Genomic DNA, 20,254 nt, shown 5'->3' with positions numbered 1-20,254 from the left:
AACGTCAGTCTTCCTTTACATTCCGCGAGCCAGCCACGCGCGCCAGCCACCGTAATCCGTGATCTCCTGCGCCCCCTGCAAGCCATAATCCTCACAAATGAATCCGGTCAGCCAGCGCCCGTCTTCCAGCTCAACCTTACCCAGCCCCAACGGCGCAGGAATACCGGCAAGAAACGAGCCCACTTCACTGGAGGGTAACTCCCATACTTCAACGGCTATCGCCGCCCCGTGTTGGGCATCACGCACCATGCCGGGCCGTTTACCGTCCGCCAACGCATACAGGCGATAACGGGGCGCGCTGCGCGCGGCACCTCGCAGAGTCGCGCCCCGCTGGCGCAGCTGCGCATTCAGCGCCAGACCCTCAAGATGCGCGCCGCAGACGACAATCTGCATCCGATCGTTCGTCGCTATCCCCGCCGGAGCCAGAGTGTCGATCCGGCGATCGCCTGGCAACGCCAGTGACTGGCTGCGCTGGAAGGCATCGGCAAGGCTCAGCAAATACTGATCGGTAAACGCGCGGCCAAACAGCGTTACGCCGGACGGCAATCCGTTCGCCATGATCCCGGCGGGCACCGCTACTGCCGAATAATCCAGCAGGTTCATAAAGTTGGTGTAATAGCCCAGATCCGAATTACGTTTGACCGGCTCCGCCGCCAGTTCCGCCAGCGTTACCGGGCGGGGATACGTTGGCGTTAGCACGCATTCCAGATTCGCCAGAATGGCATCACACTGCACTTTGTAGCGCTGCAATCGGTATTGTGCATCAAACGCCGCCACCGCATCGGTACCAGGCGCCTTGCTCAGCACCGCGCGGATCACCGGCAATACGGCCTCCGGCTGCTGTTCAATCAACGCACCGGCCACGTGATAGCGTTCGGCAACCCAGGGGCCGTCATACAGGAGCTTCGCCGCTGCAAGAAACGGCGCAAAGTCGATGGTGACCGGCACGCCGCCCAGCGCCATTAATCGCGCTTTGGCGGCGTTAAACAGCGCTTCACTCTGCGTACAGCCGAAAAACTCCAGCGTGTCCGGCACGCCAAAACGGAACCCTGCTTCTGGCGTACCGAACGCCAGTGCGCCATTCCACGCCGGATTTGTGCGGCTGTACTCATCACGCGGATCGTGGCTGGCCGTCAGCGCCAGTAACTGGCTGGCTTCTGCCGCCGTGGCAGTGAAAAAGGTCACGCAGTCCAGCGTACGACAGGCCGGGATCACCCCGGCCGTAGAGAGTAAACCTTTGGTGGCTTTCAGCCCGACCAGGTTATTCAGCGCGGCAGGAACGCGTCCACTGCCCGCGGTATCCGTGCCGAGCGCGAAGCTGGCGACGCCTAATGCCACCGCCAGCGATGAACCGGCGCTGGAGCCGCCAGCCGGGTAATCAGCATGTACGCTGTTACGGCATGCGCCGTACGGAGAACGTGTTCCGTTCAGCCCGGTGGCAAACTGATCAAGGTTGGTTTTGCCCAGCGGAACCGCGCCCAGCGCAATTAGCCGTGCCACGAGGGTGGCATCTTCCGTGGCGGTGTAAGCGAACGCCGGGCATGCTGCCGTGGTCGCAATCCCGGCGAGATCGATGTTGTCTTTAATGGCAAACGGCACGCCGTAGAGCGGCAGCGATGCTGGCGGTACATCATCCAGCGCCGCCAGATACGGCTCAAGCTCCTGTTCGCTGAGAATATGGATAAAGGCATTGAAGGTCGGGTTGAGCGTGATAGCCCGCTCGCGCACGGTCGTCAGCACTTCACGCGGGGTTAAACGGCCATCACGGTAGGCCTGCACCAGTACGTTAAGACGTAAATCAAAGGGATGCATCATGCTGTTTTCTCCAGAACCACTACACATTGCCCTGCGCGCACCTGGCTACCGGGCTGAACACGCACCTGACTTACCACGCCGTTGTGCGTGGCAAGCAACGGTATCTCCATTTTCATGGACTCCAGCACCACCAACACATCGCCTTCGCGTACCGCCGCGCCCTCTTCCACATTGACCTGCCACAGATTCCCGGAAACCGGGCTTTCCACACCCAGTTGCCCGGCCAGCAACGGTGCATCTTCACCTTCGTCACCCCTCGTTTCGGCACTGTCAAAATGCGCCTGACCACTGGCAATCCAGCGCTCACGTTCAGCGTCAAACGCGCCCTGTTGCTGGCGGCGAAACGCCGCAATCCCCGGCGCTTCATCGGCGAGAAACTGCTGGTAATCCGCCAGGTTCAGGGTGGTCTGTTCAATGCGCAGCGGGTAGCGACCCAACGGGAAGTCGCGGCGGATGGTCAGTAACTCATCAGCAGAAACCGGGTAGAAACGGATCTGATCAAAGAAGCGCAACAGCCACGGCTTACCGGCAAAATCGTCCACCGTATGGTAGCGATTCCACATTTGCAGCGTACGCCCGACAAACTGGTAACCGCCCGGCCCTTCCATGCCGTATACGCAGAGATACGCGCCGCCAATGCCAACCGAGTTTTCCGCCGTCCAGGTGCGCGCCGGGTTGTACTTGGTGGTCACCAGCCGGTGACGCGGGTCAAGCGGCGTCGCCACTGGCGCGCCCAGATACACATCCCCCAATCCCATCACCAGATAGCGGGCGTCAAACACCGTTTTGTAGACTTCATCAATGTTCGCCAGATCGTTAATCCGGCGGATAAACTCGAGGTTGCTCGGACACCAGGGCGCATCGCGGCGCACGGTGGTCATGTATTTGTCGATGGCTTTCTGGCAGGCGGGGTCGTCCCACGACAGCGGCAGCCAGACCACGCGAGACGGCACATCCAGATTCTGACGCTCACACACGCGGCTCCACTGCCCGGCAACGGTGTCCAGTAACACCGCCAGACTCAACGCTTCCGGCTGATAGTGGATTTGTAGCGACCGGATCCCCGGCGTCAGATCAATCACCCCCGGCAACGCCAGCGCTTCCAGCGCCTGCATCAATGCATGCGCACGAAAACGCAGTACCAGATCCAGCTCCGGCTCGCCAATCTCCAGCAGCAGGTGCGTATCGCCGGATACGCGTGCCACCAGGCGCTTGTCTGCCTGACCGCAATCAAGAACGATCGGCGAAGCCAGCGCTACCGACTGCCATGGCGTATTAACCGGTTGTAGCGCGGCGATTTGCGCGGATTCGGCCTGCGCCAGGCGGCGCGCGGTGGCAATATCCACCGGAATAAAACGCACTTTGTCGCCTGCTTTCAGTTGCCCAACAGCGTGCAAATCCGCCTCGATGACCGTTACCGGGCAGACAAAACCGCCCAGGCTGGGGCCATCCGGCCCGAGGATCACCGGCATATCACCGGTAAAATCCACCGCGCCAATGGCGTACGGGTTGTCGTGAATATTTGACGGATGCAGCCCGGCTTCGCCGCCGCTGTCGCGCACCCACTCCGGTTTCGGGCCAATCAGCCGCACCCCGGTACGGCTGGAGTTGAAGTGCACTTCCCAGTCGGTGGCAAAAAAGGTCGCCATCGAGGCCGGGGTAAAATATTCCGGCGCGCCGTGCGGGCCATAAATCACCCGCAGTTCACGCACCGGGGCCAGTACGGTGTGTAATGCAGGCGGCAATTCCGCGTCGTTGCACGGCGCGGTCAGCGGCAACAGATGCAACACATCGCCGGTTTGCAGTGCACGCCCGGCATGGCCGCCAAACTGCCCCAGCGTAAAGGTGCTTTTGCTGCCCAGATAATCCGGCACGCAAAGCCCGCCACGCAGGCACAGGTAACTGCGCACGCCGTCGCCACTGATGTCGCCCATTTGCAGGATCATTCCGGCGCGCACGCTAAACACGCGATTGCCGCGCACAGGTTGCCCGTCCAACGTCAGCGCAATCGGCGCGCCGGTCACCACCAGTTGAGCGTCACAGTTAAATTTCAGCGTCGGCCCGCTCAGGGTGATCTCCAGCGCGGCGGCGGTGTCATCATTACCCAACAGGCGGTTACCGAGGCGCAGCGCGCGGCTATCCATCGGCCCGGAGGGCGGAACGCCAACGGCCCAGTAACCGACGCGCCCCGGATAATCCTGCACCGTGGTTTGCGTCCCGGCGCTCAGCACCTCCAGCGTGGTTGCCTGATAGCGAAGCCCCTCCAGACAACGGGTCCAGGGTTCACCGCAGGCAAAAGGCGTAAAGGTCAAAATCTGCTGCAAGTAGCAGCGGTTGGTTTCCACGCCGTAGAGGCGGGTTTCCCCCAGCGCCGTATGGAGCGCGCCAATGGCCGCCTCACGCGTCGGCTGCCAGGCAATGATTTTTGCCAGCATCGGGTCGAAAAAGGGCGGCACGTCGCACCCGGCTTCCACCCAACGGTCAATACGCAGGCTCTGGCGATCGTCAGCCGGAAACGCCACGTCGGTGAGCAAGCCAGGCGACGGCTGGAACTGACGGCCAGGATCTTCGGCATACACACGCGCCTGGATGGCATGCCCGTGTGGTTCCAGCCCCGCGAACAGTGTTGCCAGCGGCGGCAGTTCGCCCGCGGCCAGCGCAATCATCCAGCGAACCAGATCCACGCCCCACACTTGTTCAGTTACGCCATGTTCAACCTGCAGGCGGGTGTTCACTTCAAGAAAGTAAAAGCGCTGCGCGTCGCTGTCGTAGACAAACTCCACCGTGCCAGCGCTGCGATAACTGACCGCTTTGCCCAGTTTGATTGCCGCCGCGCACAGCGCCTCCGCCATGCCTGCGGGCAGATTCGGCGCTGGCGTCTCTTCCAGCACTTTCTGGTTGCGGCGCTGCACGGAGCAGTCGCGCACACCCAGCGCAATGACCTCGCCATGGCCGTCGCCAAACAACTGCACTTCCAGGTGACGCGCACGCTCAATGTATTTTTCGATAAACACACCGGCATCGCTGAAGTTGTTTTTCCCCAGCCGCACCACGGCATCAAAGGCTTCGCTTAACTCAGCGGCGCTGTAGCAGACGCGCATACCGATACCGCCACCGCCCGCCGTGCTTTTGAGCATCACCGGGTAACCGACACGGTCGGCGGCGTGCAGCGCTTCGCCGACATCCGCCAACAACTCGGTGCCTTCCAGCATCGGCACGCCATGCGCTTTCGCCAGCGCGCGAGCGGTGTGTTTCAGGCCAAAAACGCGCAGTTGCTCAGGGGTCGGGCCAACAAACGCAATCCCTGCCGCTTCGCAGGCTTCGGCGAACGCGGCGTTTTCCGAGAGAAAACCGTACCCCGGATGGATCGCCTGCGCGCCGCTGGCTCTGGCAGCGGCAATGATCTTCTCTGTGACCAGGTAGGTATTTGCCGCCGGACCGTCACCAAGGCTCAGCGCTTCGTCGGCTTCGCGGATATGCAGACTGCTGATATCCGCGTCGGAATAGACAGCCACGCCGCCCACGTTCATCGGCCGCAGCGTACGCAGAATACGGCAGGCAATCGCCCCACGGTTCGCGATCAGTAATTTCGTAAACATAGATCAGACTCAATGGTGGCGGGTCGTCCCGCCGACAGTCGGCTCACCGCATGGTCGTCCATGGGGAAAAATCGGTTACGACAGAATGCGCCCCGCGCGAACGGCAAACAGGTGATACAGCGCCAGACGCAGGCGCTGCCAGCGGGTTGGCGTCAGTTCCATATCAGCACCTCGGCAGGCGTCGGGTTCCAGCCGTTGCAGGGGTTATTGAGCTGCGGACAGTTGGAGATCAGCACAATGACATTGCACTCAGCGCGCAGCTCAACGTATTTGCCCGGTGCGGAAATACCATCCTCAAAGGTCAGCCCCCCCTGCTCGGTAACCGGCACGTTCATAAAGAAGTTGATGTTTGCGCCAATGTCGCGCTTTTGCAGGCGGCCATCGTGCAGACAGGCGCAGAGGAAATTGTCGCGACAGCTATGCATATGCCGCTTGTCCAGCGCATAACGCACGGTATTGCTCTCCTGCGCGCACGCACCGCCAAGGGTGTCATGGCGACCGCAGGTATCGGCAACAATGGTCAGCAACGGGTTGCCCATATTGGACCAGAGCACGCTGCCGGTGGTGAGGTAAGCGTTGTTCTGGCGGCGCAGCGTGCGTTGTGGATCGTAACGCTCACGGGGGTTGTCGGCGTTATAGAACAGCGTATCCACCGCCTGGTTACCTTCCAGATCAAGCAGACGTAGCGTCTGGCCTTTTTTCACCTCAAACAGATACGGTTCCCCCGCCGGGATCACATGGCGGAAGGCGGCGTGTGAGACCTGTTTTTCACTGACGACACTCATCATGCGGCTCCTTACAGGGCGAAAAGGTGGGTATTGGTGACAGCGCGCTCGTTTTCCGGGCGCGTCAGTAAGGCGTTAATCGCCGCCTGCGGGTCTTCCGCCTGTCGCCAGCTCAGCCGTACCGGGCGTGGTGCGTACTTTGACGAGGGATCCATCGGGTGTTGCAGCGCCGTCAGCACCATCAGCACATCCATCGGTGCGAACAACTCAACGTAACTACCGGGTTGCGAATGTGCGTGGTGGAAGCTGAACTGACCGTTGTCATCCACCGCCACTTTGCTGAAGAAATTGACCACCATAAGCAGATCTTCAAGGTTGAGATCCCATTTGCCCATTTCGACCAGCAGGTTGTCCGTGCCGTTACGAAAGAAACCGTTACGCAACTCCTGGTAGCGTCCCTGCCCGTATTTTTCCGCCACTTCGGCGGCATTCAGCACGCCGCCAAAAGGATCGTGCCAGCCGCAGGTATCGGCCGTGATCCCTGCCAGGACGCGGCCCATATCGGAGTAGAAGCAGTGCCCGGCAGTCAGGCGCGCCGTATGCTGGCCTTTGAGCGTGTCCGGCAGGTTCAGCCGTTCGCTTTTTTCATGGGCGTTGAGCATCATCAGGCTGACGTTTGCGCCGCCCTCGATGTCGGTCATACGCAGGATTTGCCCGCGTTTGAGCACAAAAGAGAGGTGGCCGCCGCCCGGCAGGATCTCATCCCGCAGGGTGACAGAAGTGATGTTGGTGGTCATGAATTAACTCCTTAATGCATAGACGTTATCGGGCCTCGCGCCGCTCAGCGCGGAGAGCCGCGTCTCATTGAGCGGGATGTCGTAGGTAATGCGCGCGCCATACGCCTGGGGGGCGTGCGGATCGATACGCACCTTGTCGAACACCAGTAAACGGGTGCCGAGATTGAAGCCTTCCGACAGATCGTGGGTCACCATAAAGACGGTCATGCGGGTTTCGCCCCAGAGCTGTAACAGCAGCGCATGCATATCTTTACGGATGCCGGGGTCAAGCGCGCCAAACGGCTCATCCAGCAGTAAAACGCGCGGTTGCATAATGAATGCCTGGGCGATGGCCAAACGCTGCTGCATCCCACCGGAGAGTTGCGCCGGGTATTTTTGCAGCGCGTGGTCGAGGCCGACTTTCTCCAGCATCTGCGCCGCCTGTTCGCGCGCGGCGCGTTTTTTCGCCCCGAAGAGTCGGCCAAACAGCGGCGATTGCGGCAGTTCGATGCCAATGGTGACGTTATCCAGCACCGTCAGATGCGGGAATACCGAGTAGCGCTGAAACACCACGCCCCGGCTGCTGTCCGGCTCTGCGGTCAGCGGTTTGCCATCCAGCGTGATGCTGCCGCGACTCGGCGCTTCCTGCCCGAGCAGCAGACGCAGAAAGGTGGATTTGCCGCAGCCGGATGCGCCGACCATTGAGCAGAACTCCCCTTCTTTCACCTGCAAATTCAGGCGCTCCAGCACCACATGGTCGCCATACTCCTGCCAGATATTGTTGATGGTGATAAAGCTCATGCCTTCCCTCCTTCCGCCCAGGGAAAACAGGTTTTGTGTAACTGGCGCAACGCAAGGTCCATCAGCCATGCCAGCAGGGTGATCCACAGAACATAGGGAATAATGACGTCCATTGCCATGTAGCGGCGCACGAGAAAAATGCGATACCCCAGCCCGGCAGTCGATGAGATGGCTTCCGCGGAGATCAGGAACAGCCATGCCGACCCTAGCAGCAGGCGCAGCGAGGTCAGCAGTCGCGACAGCAACTGTGGCAGCACCACGCGCAGCACCAGCGTCCAGCTGTTCGCCCCCAGCGTCTGCGCCTTGATCAGGATCTCCGGCGGGATCTCGCACGCCCGGTGTTCGAGGTCGCGGGCCAGCATCGGCGTGATGCCAATAACAATCAGCATCACTTTCGACAACTCATCCAGCCCGAAGACGATAAACAGCACCGGCAATATCGCCAGCGGCGGGATCATCGACAAGACCGTCATCAAGGGCGACAACGATGCCCGCCACAGCGGAAACACGCCCGCGGTGACGCCAATGCACAGGCCAAGCAGCGAGGCGATAGTCAGCCCGGTCAGCAGGCGCGCCAGGCTGACCAGTGTATCCACCCAGAACAGGTACTCACCGCTGCGTTTGTCCGGGGTAAACGCCATCCGTGAGAGTGCCTCCAGCATCTGTTGCAGGCCGGGTAGCAGCTTGTCCTGCGGGTTGGCCTCCAGCCGTACCGCCGAGCCCATAAAATACGCGGCCAGCAGCAGGACAAAAGGCAGCAGGATGAGCATCATCCGCATACCGGAACCAGGATGGCGGTTAATCTGTCGCATGGCGAACTCCGTCAGTTATCACAGCTTGCCGGCGGCGGCCATTTTCACGAAGCTGTCGTCAAAGCGCAGTTTCACGTTATTCGCATCGCCCTGCGTGACATTGCCGGGGAACGTCATGCCGATAAAATCCGCACTCTGCGCGCCGTCGCCCAGCAAGCCTTTTGCAAACGAGAACGCCGCCACGCGCTGCATGGTTTTCGCCAGTTCAGCCGAGGTGACAAAGGCAACGTTATCCGCCGGGGTATAGAACAGGTGAGTGGTTTTCAGTTGCGCCTGGTAACCCGGCAGATCGGTGCCGGAAGCCGCCGCCATCGCGTTCAGCACGTTGGTGTCTCCGGCTTTCATCAGGCCCATCATTTCATACCATGCGCCGGTCAGCGCTTTACCCAGCGCCGGGTTATCTTTCAGGGTTTCACTGTTCACCACCATCATGTCGATAAGCTCGCCCGGTACCTGCGAGGAGCTAAAGACTTCGCTGGTTTTCGGCGTGGCTTTAATGACCGACAGTTGCGGGTTCCAGGCCACCGCGGCCTGCACATTCGGCGTGGCGAAGGCCGAGACGATATCGGCATCGGAGGTGTTCACGACGGTCACATCTTTTTCCGCCAGCCCGGCTTTTTCCAGCCCGCGCACCAGCAGATAGTGGGACACAGAGAGTTCCGGCAGGTAGACCTTCATCCCTTTCAGATCCTTCAGCGTCTTGCCCTCGCCTTTCATCACGACGCCGTCGTTGCCTTCGGAGTAACTGCCCAGGATCAGCGCCGTGCTGTCCACCCCGCCAGCAGCCGGGATCGTCAGCGCATCCATATTGGTCATGGTGCAGCCATCAAACTGGCCGGCGGTATACTGGTTAATGGATTCGATATAGTCGTTGAGCTGAACGACATTGATTTTGATGCCGTACTTGCTGGCCCATTTATCAATGATTTTGCTACTGCTGAGGGTGCCCCATGGCATCCATCCGGCATAGATGGTCCAGCAGACGTTGAACTCTTTTTTGACGGCGGCGAAAGTGGGGAGACTGACCAGCATTGCCAGCGACAGCACAAGCGTGCGGAGTAAGGAAGATTTCTTCATTCTTGACCTCTGGTTGGCACAAAAAGTTAGGGGCAGCGCGACACCCATTGGTGCTGCTGTCTCCCGGGTTTTTGTCCCGCCGTGTAACCTCGCAGAGGTCGCCAGCTCTTGGACCAGACATTCACACAGGTGAACCGGAACCCTAGCCAGCTATTTTTCATATTGTGTGTTGCACTGCCCGTTTACTTCTGCAAGGCCTGTGCCAGATTGTTTTTTCTTTGTCATCATTATGTTAGCAATATGCGCCGCTGCGCTGTCCCTGTTTTGGTGAGCTACCGCAAGGCACTGCACCACGCTGGTGCTGCACGACCGGTGGCGCAAAAGTATTTAGCTGGTGTATTGTTTTTAAACGATTAATCACGCGGGATGGATATCAGCACCATGCTTAAGATTCTGGGTAAAACGACATCGATTAATGTGCGCAAAGTATTGTGGACCTGCGAAGAGGCCGGTCTTGATTATGTGCAGGAGGATTACGGCAGCGGTTTTGCTTCCACGGAAACCGACTGGTTTCGCGCGCTAAATCCGAATGCGATGGTGCCGGTGCTGATCGACGGGGATTTTACGCTCTGGGAATCCAACTCCATTTGCCGTTACCTGGTGCGCAAAGCCGGGCGTGACGACCTGTTACCTGGCGAGCCGCAAGCCTGCGCCAACGTTGAGCACTGGATGGACTGGCAGGCGACCGAGTTTAACAACGCCTGGCGCTATGTTTTCCCGGCGCTGGCGCGCAAAAACCCGGCCTATAACGATCAACAGGCGATTGCCGCTGGCATTAAAGAGTGGAATCACTGCATCGGCATTCTCGAACAGCAGTTGCAACGCACCGGCGCTTTTGCGGCAGGTGACACCTTTACGCTGGCGGATGTGGTGCTGGGTCTGTCGGTCAACCGCTGGAAGATGACGCCGTTTGACCACCCTGATGTACCGGCCATCGACGCATGGTTTGAACGTTTAAACCAGCGCCCGGCATTTTTGCGCCACGGGAATAATGGGATGGTGTAAATCCAGATAAAATCGTTGACCAGTGGGGTGTGACAGGCGAGGGAATATGAAAATCAGATATGCAGGGCCGGATGAAGCAGAACAGTGCTGGTACGTCCGCAACCAGTCAATTCGTTACGGATGCGCAAACAGCTACACCCCGGACGTGATTAAGGCATGGACGCCAGATACCATGCCGGAACATTTTTTACGCATTATGGCGGACAACCCTTTTTTTGTAGCGAGCACATCGGATGGGGTGATTGTTGCCACCGGTTTTCTCGATCTTTCATCAGAGAGCGTTGAGGCTATTTTCACCTTGCCGGAATATACCGGTAACGGCCTCGCCGGGTTGATTATTGATGCGATTAAAAATGAAGCTCGCCAGCGCGGTATTAAACAGCTTGTTTTATCCTCGACGCCCAATGCCAGAACATTTTACGAAAAGCATGGCTTTACCTTTGTGCGGGAAAACACGCATTACTCTGGCCTTGCCAAAGCAGAACTTCGTTGCATTGATATGACTTATCCGCTTCAGACTGTTTAAAGAAAGTTGCCATAAAGGTCGATAACGGACGAATGCTTTTTACAAGGAAACCGTTCCATGCGCGGCGACAATCGGGATTTTTGGGAAATTGAAACCTCACTGGAGGCGTTTTTAGCCGACGATGAGGTGCTCAATAAAATGGAAATGATCAATGGCGCGATCAATGACTGGGAAAAGTGGCTGCAAATTGAGTTGCAATACTATTTTCAGTCCCACCCGCTGTTTAGCTGTGAACGGGAAAGACAGTTTTCGCTGCTGCTACCCGGTAGCGCGAAAAAGCAGGTGATGTCCGTTGACCTGGTATTAAAACGTGAGAGCAAAAAAGCCGAACAGGATATTTACATCGAATTAAAGTGCGTGAAAAAGTTGAGCACCCTGCGACGCGTGTTGAATAAGGATTACACCAAATTGCAGTTGCTGGCGCAGTACCAGCCAATGCGCTCTTTTTGGTGTATCGCGTTTTACTGGAATTACGACGAGAGCAATGTCGATATGGCCCCCTTCCTCGCCGGGTATAAATACGCGGTGCACAGTGCGATTGACCTCTGCGGCTGCGGCGATCCGTTGTGCGACGAAGCAAAGATGGGGTATGTGATTATTGGCGGCAAGCGCTAAGGCTTGCCGGAAATCAGCGCGCGCGGTCTGTTGCCTGCCGCGCGCTGATTTACTCTTCAGAGGCGATACGTTGCAAAGCGGCCTGAAAAGAGGCGGTGAACATCTCACCATGTGTCAATCCCGGAAACAGCAAGAAGGTTGCCGCAGCACCATTATCGCGCAGCGTGGAAGCCGTTTCACGCACAGCGCTCAGCACATCCGGGTGATTGCCCTTCTCCCTGACCCGCTGTTCGCCATCACCTTCCATAAACCAGAGTTGTTTATGGCTGACGCGCTGTTTTTCCGTATGCGTTATCTCGTTCAGTAGCGCAACATTGTTACGGTTAACCGAGGGAACGGCAGCGTAATAGGCCGTGAACATCTCCGAGGATAAATACGCATCGAGCACAAATAACCCGCCGTAGGAGTGCCCCCATAATGCACGTTGATGGGGATTTATGGCGATGTTTTGCTCTACCTGGGGCGCAATGGTCTGCTCAATAAGCTGGCGAAAAACCTTGCTGCCGCCGCCCTTCCTGCCGCGAAGCGCCTGTTCATTTCCCTCCGCTGGCGGAGTGTAATCCCAGGCTCTGGACTCCAGATCAAACGGCAGTGGCGTTTGATAACCAATCGCCACGAGCACAGGCGGATTGTGTTGCGATAATGTCTGCAAAAATGCCTCTGACAACCGGTCCATCACCGCATTGCCGTCCAGCATATACACCGCCAGGTAACCAGACGCTGGCGGGGTTTTATTGGGAATGCCGGTCCACACCTTGTAATGGCGTTTACCATCGGCGGAATCAAAGGTCCTGACGGAGAAATGATAAAAAGCGGACCCTTTATCGGCGATATTAGGCCCCAGCGGAGACATATCAGGCCTGGCGTAACTGCTTACCGGGCAAGACGCCAGGGTCAAAAACACAGCCAGACGTACAACGCTGTTCAGACGCCCCTTGCGGTATAACCATTGATTCATTTCCGTCCTCTCCCTGTATCCATGACCCAACGATGAAAATTTGCCAAGCGTAAATGTGGCAACAAATCACGCACATTAATGAGAATGATTGCTAATTGCAATATTTACAGAGATAAATGAACAGGAGAGTCAGGAGGTTATCAGGAAAGGTAAACAGCCAGAGCACTTCACTTGCGGAAATAGCCTGTTAATCTGACGGAGCGACCGTATCATGATGATCCCGCCGCCAGTGACCGGGTTATGACAGGAGGCAGGATGGGATTCAGGTGCTGGTTCAGTGGATGAGACATGATGTTGACAAACTCGAAAGAAAAATTACTGTACCGCACAATGTCTCACCACAGACCATCAACGTCCGACAAATCGCCCAAATGGAAAATAACGAAGAAAATGATTAATTACTTAATAAAGGAGGATTATATTTTGGAAAATTTATCTTTTATTCGCGTACAAACAGTCTCATTAAAAATAATGAAAAACTTGATTATTTCGCTTAATAAAACAGTACTATTAAGTACTGTACTTTTATTCTCAGCGACGGCAATGGCTGAAAAAATATCCTGCCCGGCATCATTACAGATTAACAATAAACCTCACCGGTTGAACGATGTCAGCCTTTTTAGCGGGCCTCCCGAAGAACGTGGTGAATTAATCCCGGATACCGAAGACGATACGGTGTGGACGATAAGAGGTTACCCCTTCTACGACAGAACGGGCGAATTGCCTTTTTATCTTGTTTGCAAGTACAAAGGCACGAAAGAGACCGTCACGCTGAAAGTACCGGACAGCGCCAAAAAATGTTCCGCCTGGCTGGAAGGCGGTATAAATCATTTTTTTGCGGCTTGCGAATAGACGGTACAAATAAGCGATATGTGAGATTGAAGTGCACCCGTTTATCTGAGCGCTTAGCCCATCGCCTGGAGAGACAACGCGTTCTGCCAGGCCTGGCTCTGAAACGTTACGCCTTATCCCCCTCCATCGCGCGGGTGAACTGCTGTTCGAGCATAGAACGTCCCCACTGTTCCCCCTGCCACTCCCTGGTCAGCCTGAAGCCGAAAGATTCATAAAGACGTCGTGCCGCATGAAGGCCGCTGAAGGTCCAGAGTTGTACTGCCGAGAACTGCTGTTGATCGCAAAACTGCATGGCGCGGGCAAGCAACTGACGACCGATGCCAGTACCACGACACGTATCATCAAGAATAAACCAGCGCAGATGCGCTTCGTTATTTCCCAAATCTTCCCCATCAATAGCCACAGAGCCAACCACCCGCCCATTCAGAACCGCGAGCCAAATATTGTTGCGCTCGCTTTCCAGCCGACCAGCAAATTCGGCCAGGCCCGAAGCCACTTTGCTTTCAAAAAAATACCCAAAACCATAATGTTGCGAGTAGTAGTTCGCATGCATTTCGCTGATGCGGCCAATCATCCCCGGCAGATAACCGGTGATAATGTCAGGTTTATCGCCGGCGGGAAGCGGCGCCCCCTTCCGGCAAGCTTCCAGTGCGGAAGCATAAGCCGACAGACCGCAAGCCACCATGTTTTGCCGGGCGGGATCCAGGTACCCCATCGCTTGCTGCACACGCGTCTCACCATAGCTGTTTATGCGAGACACACTCTCTTTTCCCTGCGCGGTCAGCACCAGCGTCTTGTAACGTGCATCTTCTGACAGCGATACCTCCTGTAATTCACCCGCACGGATGAGTTTCGCCAGCATTCGACTGACGCTGGATTTCTCCAGACCAAGCAGTTGCACCAGCTGTGCGGCAGTAACGGAGCCGCGTATTCCTACTTCCAACAGAGTATGCACCGCCGAGGGAGAGTAATCGGTAGCGGCAAGAGTGCTGTTCATAAATCCCAGTTCACGAACCATCTGCCGCGATGCTACACGGATATCGTTGATAAGCTCAGGTGCTGCCATGTTATGACCCGTTCTGAATAGATAGTTGCACAATACAACCATCTATCATTCACTCTGTCAATTCGTATGATTGACGGCAGATCAACAAGCCTGTTCACACTGGCTATGTTATTTAATGCACGCCTGTTCCCTGCTTTCGAGGAACGCAGGGGGAAAAATGAGCACACAGGTAAAATACAGCCACACCTCTTCATGCTAACTATTTTTTTTAAAATAGTTAGCGCAATTAATTAATTCAGAATCAACGCATTGGTTGGGAGAGGACATTGAATCAAACGCCTCATTTCCAGAAATATCCTATAAGTCTCAGTGATATTTCAGAAAAGGTATACGGTAAACTATAGCGAATGTGGCTGGTGATAAACTTCCCTTTCAGTGGCAGAGGTTGGTACATATTTTTTCACGAAACCGCACCGGTACATACTTTAACCAAACTCTTCACTACGCCAGCAACCCTTTGTCCTGACAACAAACCAGAGAAAATCTGAATGCTTGAACGTATCACTGTAATCCCACCGCAAGGCGCTGAGTCACTGTTGTTCTGGAAAATGAGTGGAATGGAAGTGATGTCCCGCTCATTTGCGTTAAATATCATGATGCTGAGTAAAGACGGGAATATTGACCGGAAAGCCTTGCTGGGAAAGGCTCTTACTGTTTCTGTACCTACCCAAAACATAACGCCACGCTATTTTAACGGCAAAATAACTGAAGTTAACCTTCAGAGTACAGAATTGAACGGTGTCCGTTACGCGGTATATATTTTAAAAATGGAGTCTGATTTATGGCCTCTTTTGCGCGACCGTAATCAGCGCATATTTCAGAATCAGCGTGTTCCGGACATTATCAAGACAGTCTTGAGCGAATATGGTGTTAAAACTGAAGATAAACTGACAGGTCAATATCGTAACTGGGAATATTGTGTCCAATATCAGGAAAGTAGTTATAACTTTATTTCCCGACTGATGGAACTGGAAGGGATTTACTTCTTTTTCCGTCATGAGTCAGACTCACACACACTGGTGATGATGGACTCAGCAGAACATCATCAGCCCTGGCCAGGCTATGAAACTGTTCCGTATCATACAAGTCTGTCCGGGGGTTCTACCAGTGAAGAGGGGATCGGACAGTGGGCTATTAGCGAGCGCGTGACGCCAGGACTTTATAGTATTGATGACTATGACTTCCGCAAACCAAACGCATGGATGTTTCAGGCGCGACAGAATCCTGCATCTCCATTGCCAGGTCAGATCGATTATTACGAATGGCCAGGTCGTTTTGTAGAACACCAGCATGGGGAATTTTATGCACGCATCCGACAGGAAGAATGGCAGGCGGAGCAGCATCGCATTGATGCCTCCGGAACTGCCCTGGGGATTACTCCGGGATACACTTTTTCCCTCAGGAACCCGCCATTTGCTGGTAATAGGAGCGAATATCTTGTCGTCAGCGCGAGTTATACACTTGAAGAAAACAGTTACGCCAGCGGCAATATGACCGACAGTGTCCATCAAATTAATATTGTTGTGATTCCGGCTGAGACCACCTTCCGTTCAGCACAGCGTACTGAATGGCCACGGACCCATGGTCCGCAAACTGCACGTGTGGTTGGTCCCCAGGGAGAATCAATCTGGACAGACAAATATGGTCGGGTAAAAGTTAAGTTCCACTGGGACCGACATGCGAAAGGCGACGACACCAGCTCATGCTGGGTACGCGTTTCTAGCGCGTGGGCTGGGCAGGGATTTGGTGGTGTACAAATCCCCCGCGTGGGAGATGAAGTTGTTATCGACTTTATCAATGGTGATCCTGACCGCCCTATTATTACCGGCCGCGTATATAACGAAGCGAGTATGCCGCCGTGGGAACTACCGGCAGGCTCAACTAAAATGGGCTTTATGACACGCAGTAAAGATGGCAGCAAAGATAATGCCAGCTATCTCTTTTTCGAAGACAAACTCGGGAGCGAATCTATCGATCTGCACTCTGAACGGGATATGAACGTCTCTATAGAAGGCGTTCATACAGAAACCGTGCATAAAGAAACCATTTACACACATAAGCTCACCCGCTCAGTGACCGTAGATGATCACGACACACAGACTTACAATAAAGGTCAAACGCTTTCCGTGACCGCCAATGGACGTCAGGAAGCCATTGTAGACAATGAAAAAAAATCAGTTACAGGCTACTCAGATAACAGCTATAGCAGCAATCTGATAATCAAGACTGATGCCACAGTCAGTACGCTTGCAGCAGATAAAATTATGTATGAAGTACCCGAAGTAGTATTCGGACAAGTGATCGATGCCGTGGGTACACCAACTGCTGTAACCCCTGTACCTTTCGATATCAGTAAAACGGTAGGGCCTGTTATGTCTGCTCCCGGTTCAATGCTTTCTCCGGTGGACTACATGGCTTCAGCCTCATCTGCTGCAATCAGCGCTGCAACAAAAGTCACTTATAAAAAAGGTGTCGTGACGCATGTGGAAGGTGTTGACAAGTTGACCATCGATCAGAACCAACTAATTGAGGTTAAAGGCAATACATCCAGAAGTATCTCAGGAAAATTGAGTGAATATGTGCTGGGTGGCATTGATATATATTCACCTAAAAAAATAACTATCAAGAGTGATGAGAAGGTTGAAGTTATATCTCCTTCCGAATACTTTGAGTATAAAAATGCGTCAGCAAGCATGAAGATTAATGATATTTCATTAAACTTCACTTCTCTCGGCATCAATCCGTTACTAGGGATTTCTGTTAACGGCCTAAAAATCGAGAACAAAGCGGCGGCACTAAAAAGAGAAGGTGGGAAATTTGAAGTACACATTGGAGGTACAGAGACTAAAATCTCGTCTTTTTCCCAATACATGAGTGCATTAACATCATTTTTTTAACAGAGGTCTTATGAATTTTTTATCATACATCATGCCTAAACTAGCCTGGTTTATTCCTTTATGTGTATTGGTGTTCGTTGGATACGTTGTATATAAAAACAAACAGTCTGATACTAATGATCGTTACATAAGAGAACATGGTGTTAACATTGATGCTGAAATTAATGAAATAACTTATGACAAGTATCAACGCATTAATAACAAACTTGTCGCCATTGTTTCCGTGAAATATAACTTCAATGGCCGCGAATTTATCAGTAAAAGAGGTCTAAATTTTTTAGTCACAGATAAGGATAAATTTAAAACAGGCAACACCATAAAAATAAAAATAAATCCTAACGCCCCCCTCGAATATTATTATGTAGATTATCGAACCTACTGACAAATTAAAAACGGATAAAATAAGCCATGGTTGACGCCAACTGTGGCTCATTTTGAGCAAAGGGATGGTTTACAGTTCATCTGGTTTTCTGTTTTAGTAACAGGAGAATTTCTGTCCTCCTCAGAGGAAACAGAATCCGTCAATATTATCTGGAATAAAGGTATTATGTTCAAAAGCGGTAAAGTCCAAAGCAAAAATCTTCTCTTAGCTTTGCAAAATGCTGCTTTAACATCTTTTCTATGAGGCACGGTATGGATACATTCATGAAGTCAATTCACATCATCATTGTGGCGGTTGTCATTATCGCAATCATTTATTCCTTTATCAGGAATTTTATAAACAGAGGTATTGAAAAAGAGATCCTCAAAAATCCGTGTTACACCGAAGCAACGATTGTGGATATGACTCCGGGTACACCTTCAAGTTTTGGTATTGTCAGTATCCATGTTGGTTACCGCTTTACAGCAGAAAACGGTACATCTTTTGAAAAAGAAGATGAACTCATCAATATTAAAACAATGGACTTACCCAAATATCAGGTTGGTTCAGGAATACCTGTTGTATATGCAAAAAGTGAACCCTCTAAAAATATGTTAAATATGAGAGATGCGATGAAAGATTTTAAGAGACGCTGAGTATGCAGGTGTGCGTCTAATCTGAATCGATACCGGTTTAACAGACCTCAGGGTGTCATACACGATGACTTAAAAAGAGAGACACTTTTGTGAACTTACACCGAAGCACACCGCACCGCTTTAATCGCTATAAATTTTGCCCGGAGACCTGTACAATCCCTGCCCTAAGCATCCTATAACTGATTATTTTTTGAACTATGAGCAATGTGAACCTGCAGCCGAAAATCGGCTTTGTCTCTCTTGGCTGTCCGAAAAACCTGGTGGATTCTGAACGTATCCTTACCGAACTGCGTACCGAAGGCTACGACGTTGTACCGACCTATGACGATGCCGATATGGTAATCGTCAACACCTGCGGCTTTATCGACAGCGCAGTACAAGAGTCGCTGGAAGCCATCGGCGAAGCACTGAACGAAAACGGCAAAGTGATCGTCACCGGCTGCCTGGGCGCAAAAGAAGATCAGATCCGCGAAGTGCACCCGAAAGTGCTGGAAATCACCGGGCCACACAGCTACGAGCAGGTGCTTTCCCATGTTCACCACTATGTGCCGAAACCGAAGCACAACCCATTCTTAAGCCTGGTTCCGGAACAGGGCGTGAAACTGACGCCGCGCCACTACGCTTATCTTAAAATTTCCGAAGGCTGCAACCATCGCTGCACCTTCTGCATCATCCCGTCGATGCGCGGCGATCTGGTCAGCCGTCCGATTGGCGACGTACTGGCGGAAGCCAAACGTCTGGTGGATGCTGGTGTAAAAGAGCTGTTAGTGATCTCTCAGGACACCTCCGCCTACGGCGTTGACGTTAAACACCGTATGGGTTTCCACAACGGCGAGCCGGTTAAAACCAGCATGGTCGGCCTGTGTGAGCAACTGGCGAAACTCGGCGTCTGGACGCGTCTGCACTACGTCTACCCCTATCCGCACGTGGATGATGTTATTCCGCTGATGGCCGAAGGCAAAATCCTGCCGTACCTGGATATTCCGCTTCAGCACGCCAGCCCGCGCATTCTGAAACTGATGAAGCGCCCGGGTTCTGTCGATCGCCAGTTAGCGCGCATCAAGCAGTGGCGTGAAATTTGCCCGGAACTGACGCTGCGCTCTACGTTTATCGTCGGCTTCCCGGGTGAAACCGAAGAAGATTTCCAGATGCTGCTCGATTTTCTGAAAGAAGCGCGCCTGGACCGTGTCGGCTGCTTTAAATACAGCCCGGTCGAAGGCGCAACCGCCAACGAACTGGCGGATCAGGTGCCGGAAGAGATTAAAGAAGAGCGCTGGAACCGCTTTATGCAACTGCAACAGCAGATCTCTGCTGAACGTTTGCAGGAAAAAGTCGGTCGCGAAATTCTGGTAATTATTGATGAAGTGGATGACGAAGGCGCGATTGGCCGCAGCATGGCAGACGCCCCGGAAATCGACGGCGCCGTCTACCTGAACGGTGAAACCACGGTGAAGCCAGGCGATGTCGTCCGCGTGAAAGTGGAAAATGCCGACGAATATGATCTGTGGGGCACCCGGGTTTAAGTCGTTTTAACCCTCACCCCGCCCCTCTCCCTGAAAGGGAGAGGGAGAAAAGCAATACCAGCCCGTTGCCGCTGTGCGGAGCGGGAACCCACAAAACCGCGCCGATCGGTCCCCTCTCCCCCGTGGGTGTACATACCGGAGACATGGTGAACACTTGTTCGGAGACATGGTAGACACTTACAACTACTGC

17 protein-coding genes and 1 riboswitch are annotated in these 20,254 nt (G+C 54.0%); of the genes, 8 read left to right on the top strand and 9 right to left on the bottom strand.

Annotated elements, in window-relative coordinates; all coding sequences use genetic code 11:
* Positions 1 to 15: 15 nt before the first annotated feature.
* The 7 genes from atzF to ACQ3G7_RS17150 form a co-directional block, all read right to left on the bottom strand.
* Positions 16 to 1,815 carry an allophanate hydrolase gene (gene atzF, locus ACQ3G7_RS17180; protein ID WP_430890696.1) on the bottom strand — a complete coding sequence of 600 codons (1,800 nt, stop codon included), beginning with the start codon at positions 1,813 to 1,815 and terminating at the stop codon, positions 16 to 18.
* Positions 1,812 to 5,414 carry an urea carboxylase gene (gene uca, locus ACQ3G7_RS17175; protein ID WP_430890695.1) on the bottom strand — a complete coding sequence of 1,201 codons (3,603 nt, stop codon included), beginning with the start codon at positions 5,412 to 5,414 and terminating at the stop codon, positions 1,812 to 1,814. The genes atzF and uca overlap by 4 nt, the downstream gene beginning before the upstream one ends.
* A gap of 152 nt (positions 5,415 to 5,566) precedes the next feature.
* Positions 5,567 to 6,199: an urea amidolyase associated protein UAAP2 gene (locus ACQ3G7_RS17170; RefSeq protein ID WP_263100933.1), complete on the bottom strand. Its 633-nt coding sequence runs from the start codon at positions 6,197 to 6,199 to the stop codon at positions 5,567 to 5,569.
* A gap of 11 nt (positions 6,200 to 6,210) precedes the next feature.
* Positions 6,211 to 6,936, bottom strand: coding sequence for an urea amidolyase associated protein UAAP1 (locus tag ACQ3G7_RS17165; RefSeq protein WP_430890694.1), 726 nt, complete (start codon positions 6,934 to 6,936; stop codon positions 6,211 to 6,213).
* A gap of 3 nt (positions 6,937 to 6,939) precedes the next feature.
* Entirely contained in the window at positions 6,940 to 7,716 is a 777-nt protein-coding gene (locus ACQ3G7_RS17160; protein WP_430890693.1) for an ABC transporter ATP-binding protein, read from the bottom strand.
* Positions 7,713 to 8,528, bottom strand: coding sequence for an ABC transporter permease (locus ACQ3G7_RS17155; protein WP_263097379.1), 816 nt, complete (start codon positions 8,526 to 8,528; stop codon positions 7,713 to 7,715). The genes ACQ3G7_RS17160 and ACQ3G7_RS17155 overlap by 4 nt, the downstream gene beginning before the upstream one ends.
* Before the next feature lie 18 nt (positions 8,529 to 8,546).
* Entirely contained in the window at positions 8,547 to 9,605 is a 1,059-nt protein-coding gene (locus tag ACQ3G7_RS17150; RefSeq protein ID WP_263097380.1) for a putative urea ABC transporter substrate-binding protein, read from the bottom strand.
* Between the two features lie 58 nt (positions 9,606 to 9,663).
* Positions 9,664 to 9,762: riboswitch (guanidine-I (ykkC/yxkD leader) on the bottom strand.
* Positions 9,763 to 9,986: 224 nt separating this feature from the next.
* Between ACQ3G7_RS17150 and ACQ3G7_RS17145 the strand changes: the two genes are divergently transcribed.
* From ACQ3G7_RS17145 to ACQ3G7_RS17135, 3 genes are read left to right on the top strand one after another with little or no spacing between them, the layout of a single operon-like run.
* Positions 9,987 to 10,610, top strand: a complete 624-nt coding sequence (locus ACQ3G7_RS17145; RefSeq protein ID WP_263097381.1) for a glutathione S-transferase family protein — start codon at positions 9,987 to 9,989, stop codon at positions 10,608 to 10,610.
* Positions 10,611 to 10,656: 46 nt separating this feature from the next.
* Positions 10,657 to 11,136 (top strand): GNAT family N-acetyltransferase, encoded by a 480-nt coding sequence (locus ACQ3G7_RS17140; protein ID WP_430890692.1) that lies wholly within the window; start codon positions 10,657 to 10,659, stop codon positions 11,134 to 11,136.
* Between the two features lie 57 nt (positions 11,137 to 11,193).
* Positions 11,194 to 11,751: a hypothetical protein gene (locus tag ACQ3G7_RS17135; protein WP_430890691.1), complete on the top strand. Its 558-nt coding sequence runs from the start codon at positions 11,194 to 11,196 to the stop codon at positions 11,749 to 11,751.
* Positions 11,752 to 11,800: 49 nt separating this feature from the next.
* Here ACQ3G7_RS17135 and ACQ3G7_RS17130 read toward each other — a convergent pair whose 3' ends face one another.
* A complete protein-coding gene (locus ACQ3G7_RS17130; RefSeq protein WP_430890690.1) occupies positions 11,801 to 12,709 on the bottom strand; it encodes an alpha/beta hydrolase in 909 nt (302 codons plus the stop codon).
* Positions 12,710 to 12,997: 288 nt separating this feature from the next.
* Between ACQ3G7_RS17130 and ACQ3G7_RS17125 the strand changes: the two genes are divergently transcribed.
* Positions 12,998 to 13,561 (top strand): STY0301 family protein, encoded by a 564-nt coding sequence (locus ACQ3G7_RS17125; protein ID WP_430890689.1) that lies wholly within the window; start codon positions 12,998 to 13,000, stop codon positions 13,559 to 13,561.
* Positions 13,562 to 13,667: 106 nt separating this feature from the next.
* Here the strand turns inward: ACQ3G7_RS17125 and ACQ3G7_RS17120 are convergent, their stop codons facing one another.
* A complete protein-coding gene (locus ACQ3G7_RS17120) occupies positions 13,668 to 14,627 on the bottom strand; it encodes a bifunctional helix-turn-helix transcriptional regulator/GNAT family N-acetyltransferase (protein WP_430890688.1) in 960 nt (319 codons plus the stop codon).
* Positions 14,628 to 15,115: 488 nt separating this feature from the next.
* On the opposite strand from ACQ3G7_RS17120, the gene ACQ3G7_RS17115 reads away from it, so the two are divergent.
* From ACQ3G7_RS17115 to rimO, 4 genes are all read left to right on the top strand, one after another.
* A complete protein-coding gene (locus tag ACQ3G7_RS17115; RefSeq protein ID WP_430890687.1) occupies positions 15,116 to 17,524 on the top strand; it encodes a type VI secretion system Vgr family protein in 2,409 nt (802 codons plus the stop codon).
* A gap of 10 nt (positions 17,525 to 17,534) precedes the next feature.
* The gene (locus tag ACQ3G7_RS17110; protein WP_263097387.1) at positions 17,535 to 17,906 is read left to right on the top strand and encodes a hypothetical protein; all 372 of its coding nucleotides are present in this window, start codon (positions 17,535 to 17,537) and stop codon (positions 17,904 to 17,906) included.
* Positions 17,907 to 18,169: 263 nt separating this feature from the next.
* On the top strand, positions 18,170 to 18,541 hold the full coding sequence (locus ACQ3G7_RS17105; RefSeq protein ID WP_430890686.1) for a DUF3592 domain-containing protein: 372 nt from the start codon (positions 18,170 to 18,172) through the stop codon (positions 18,539 to 18,541).
* Positions 18,542 to 18,738: 197 nt separating this feature from the next.
* Positions 18,739 to 20,064 (top strand): 30S ribosomal protein S12 methylthiotransferase RimO, encoded by a 1,326-nt coding sequence (gene rimO / locus ACQ3G7_RS17100; protein ID WP_430890685.1) that lies wholly within the window; start codon positions 18,739 to 18,741, stop codon positions 20,062 to 20,064.
* Positions 20,065 to 20,254 lie beyond the last annotated feature (190 nt).

Origin of the sequence: Kosakonia sp. N21 (assembly GCF_050587465.1) — a bacterium.
Lineage (GTDB): Bacteria > Pseudomonadota > Gammaproteobacteria > Enterobacterales > Enterobacteriaceae.
This window is presented reverse-complemented; position numbering and strand designations above follow the sequence as displayed.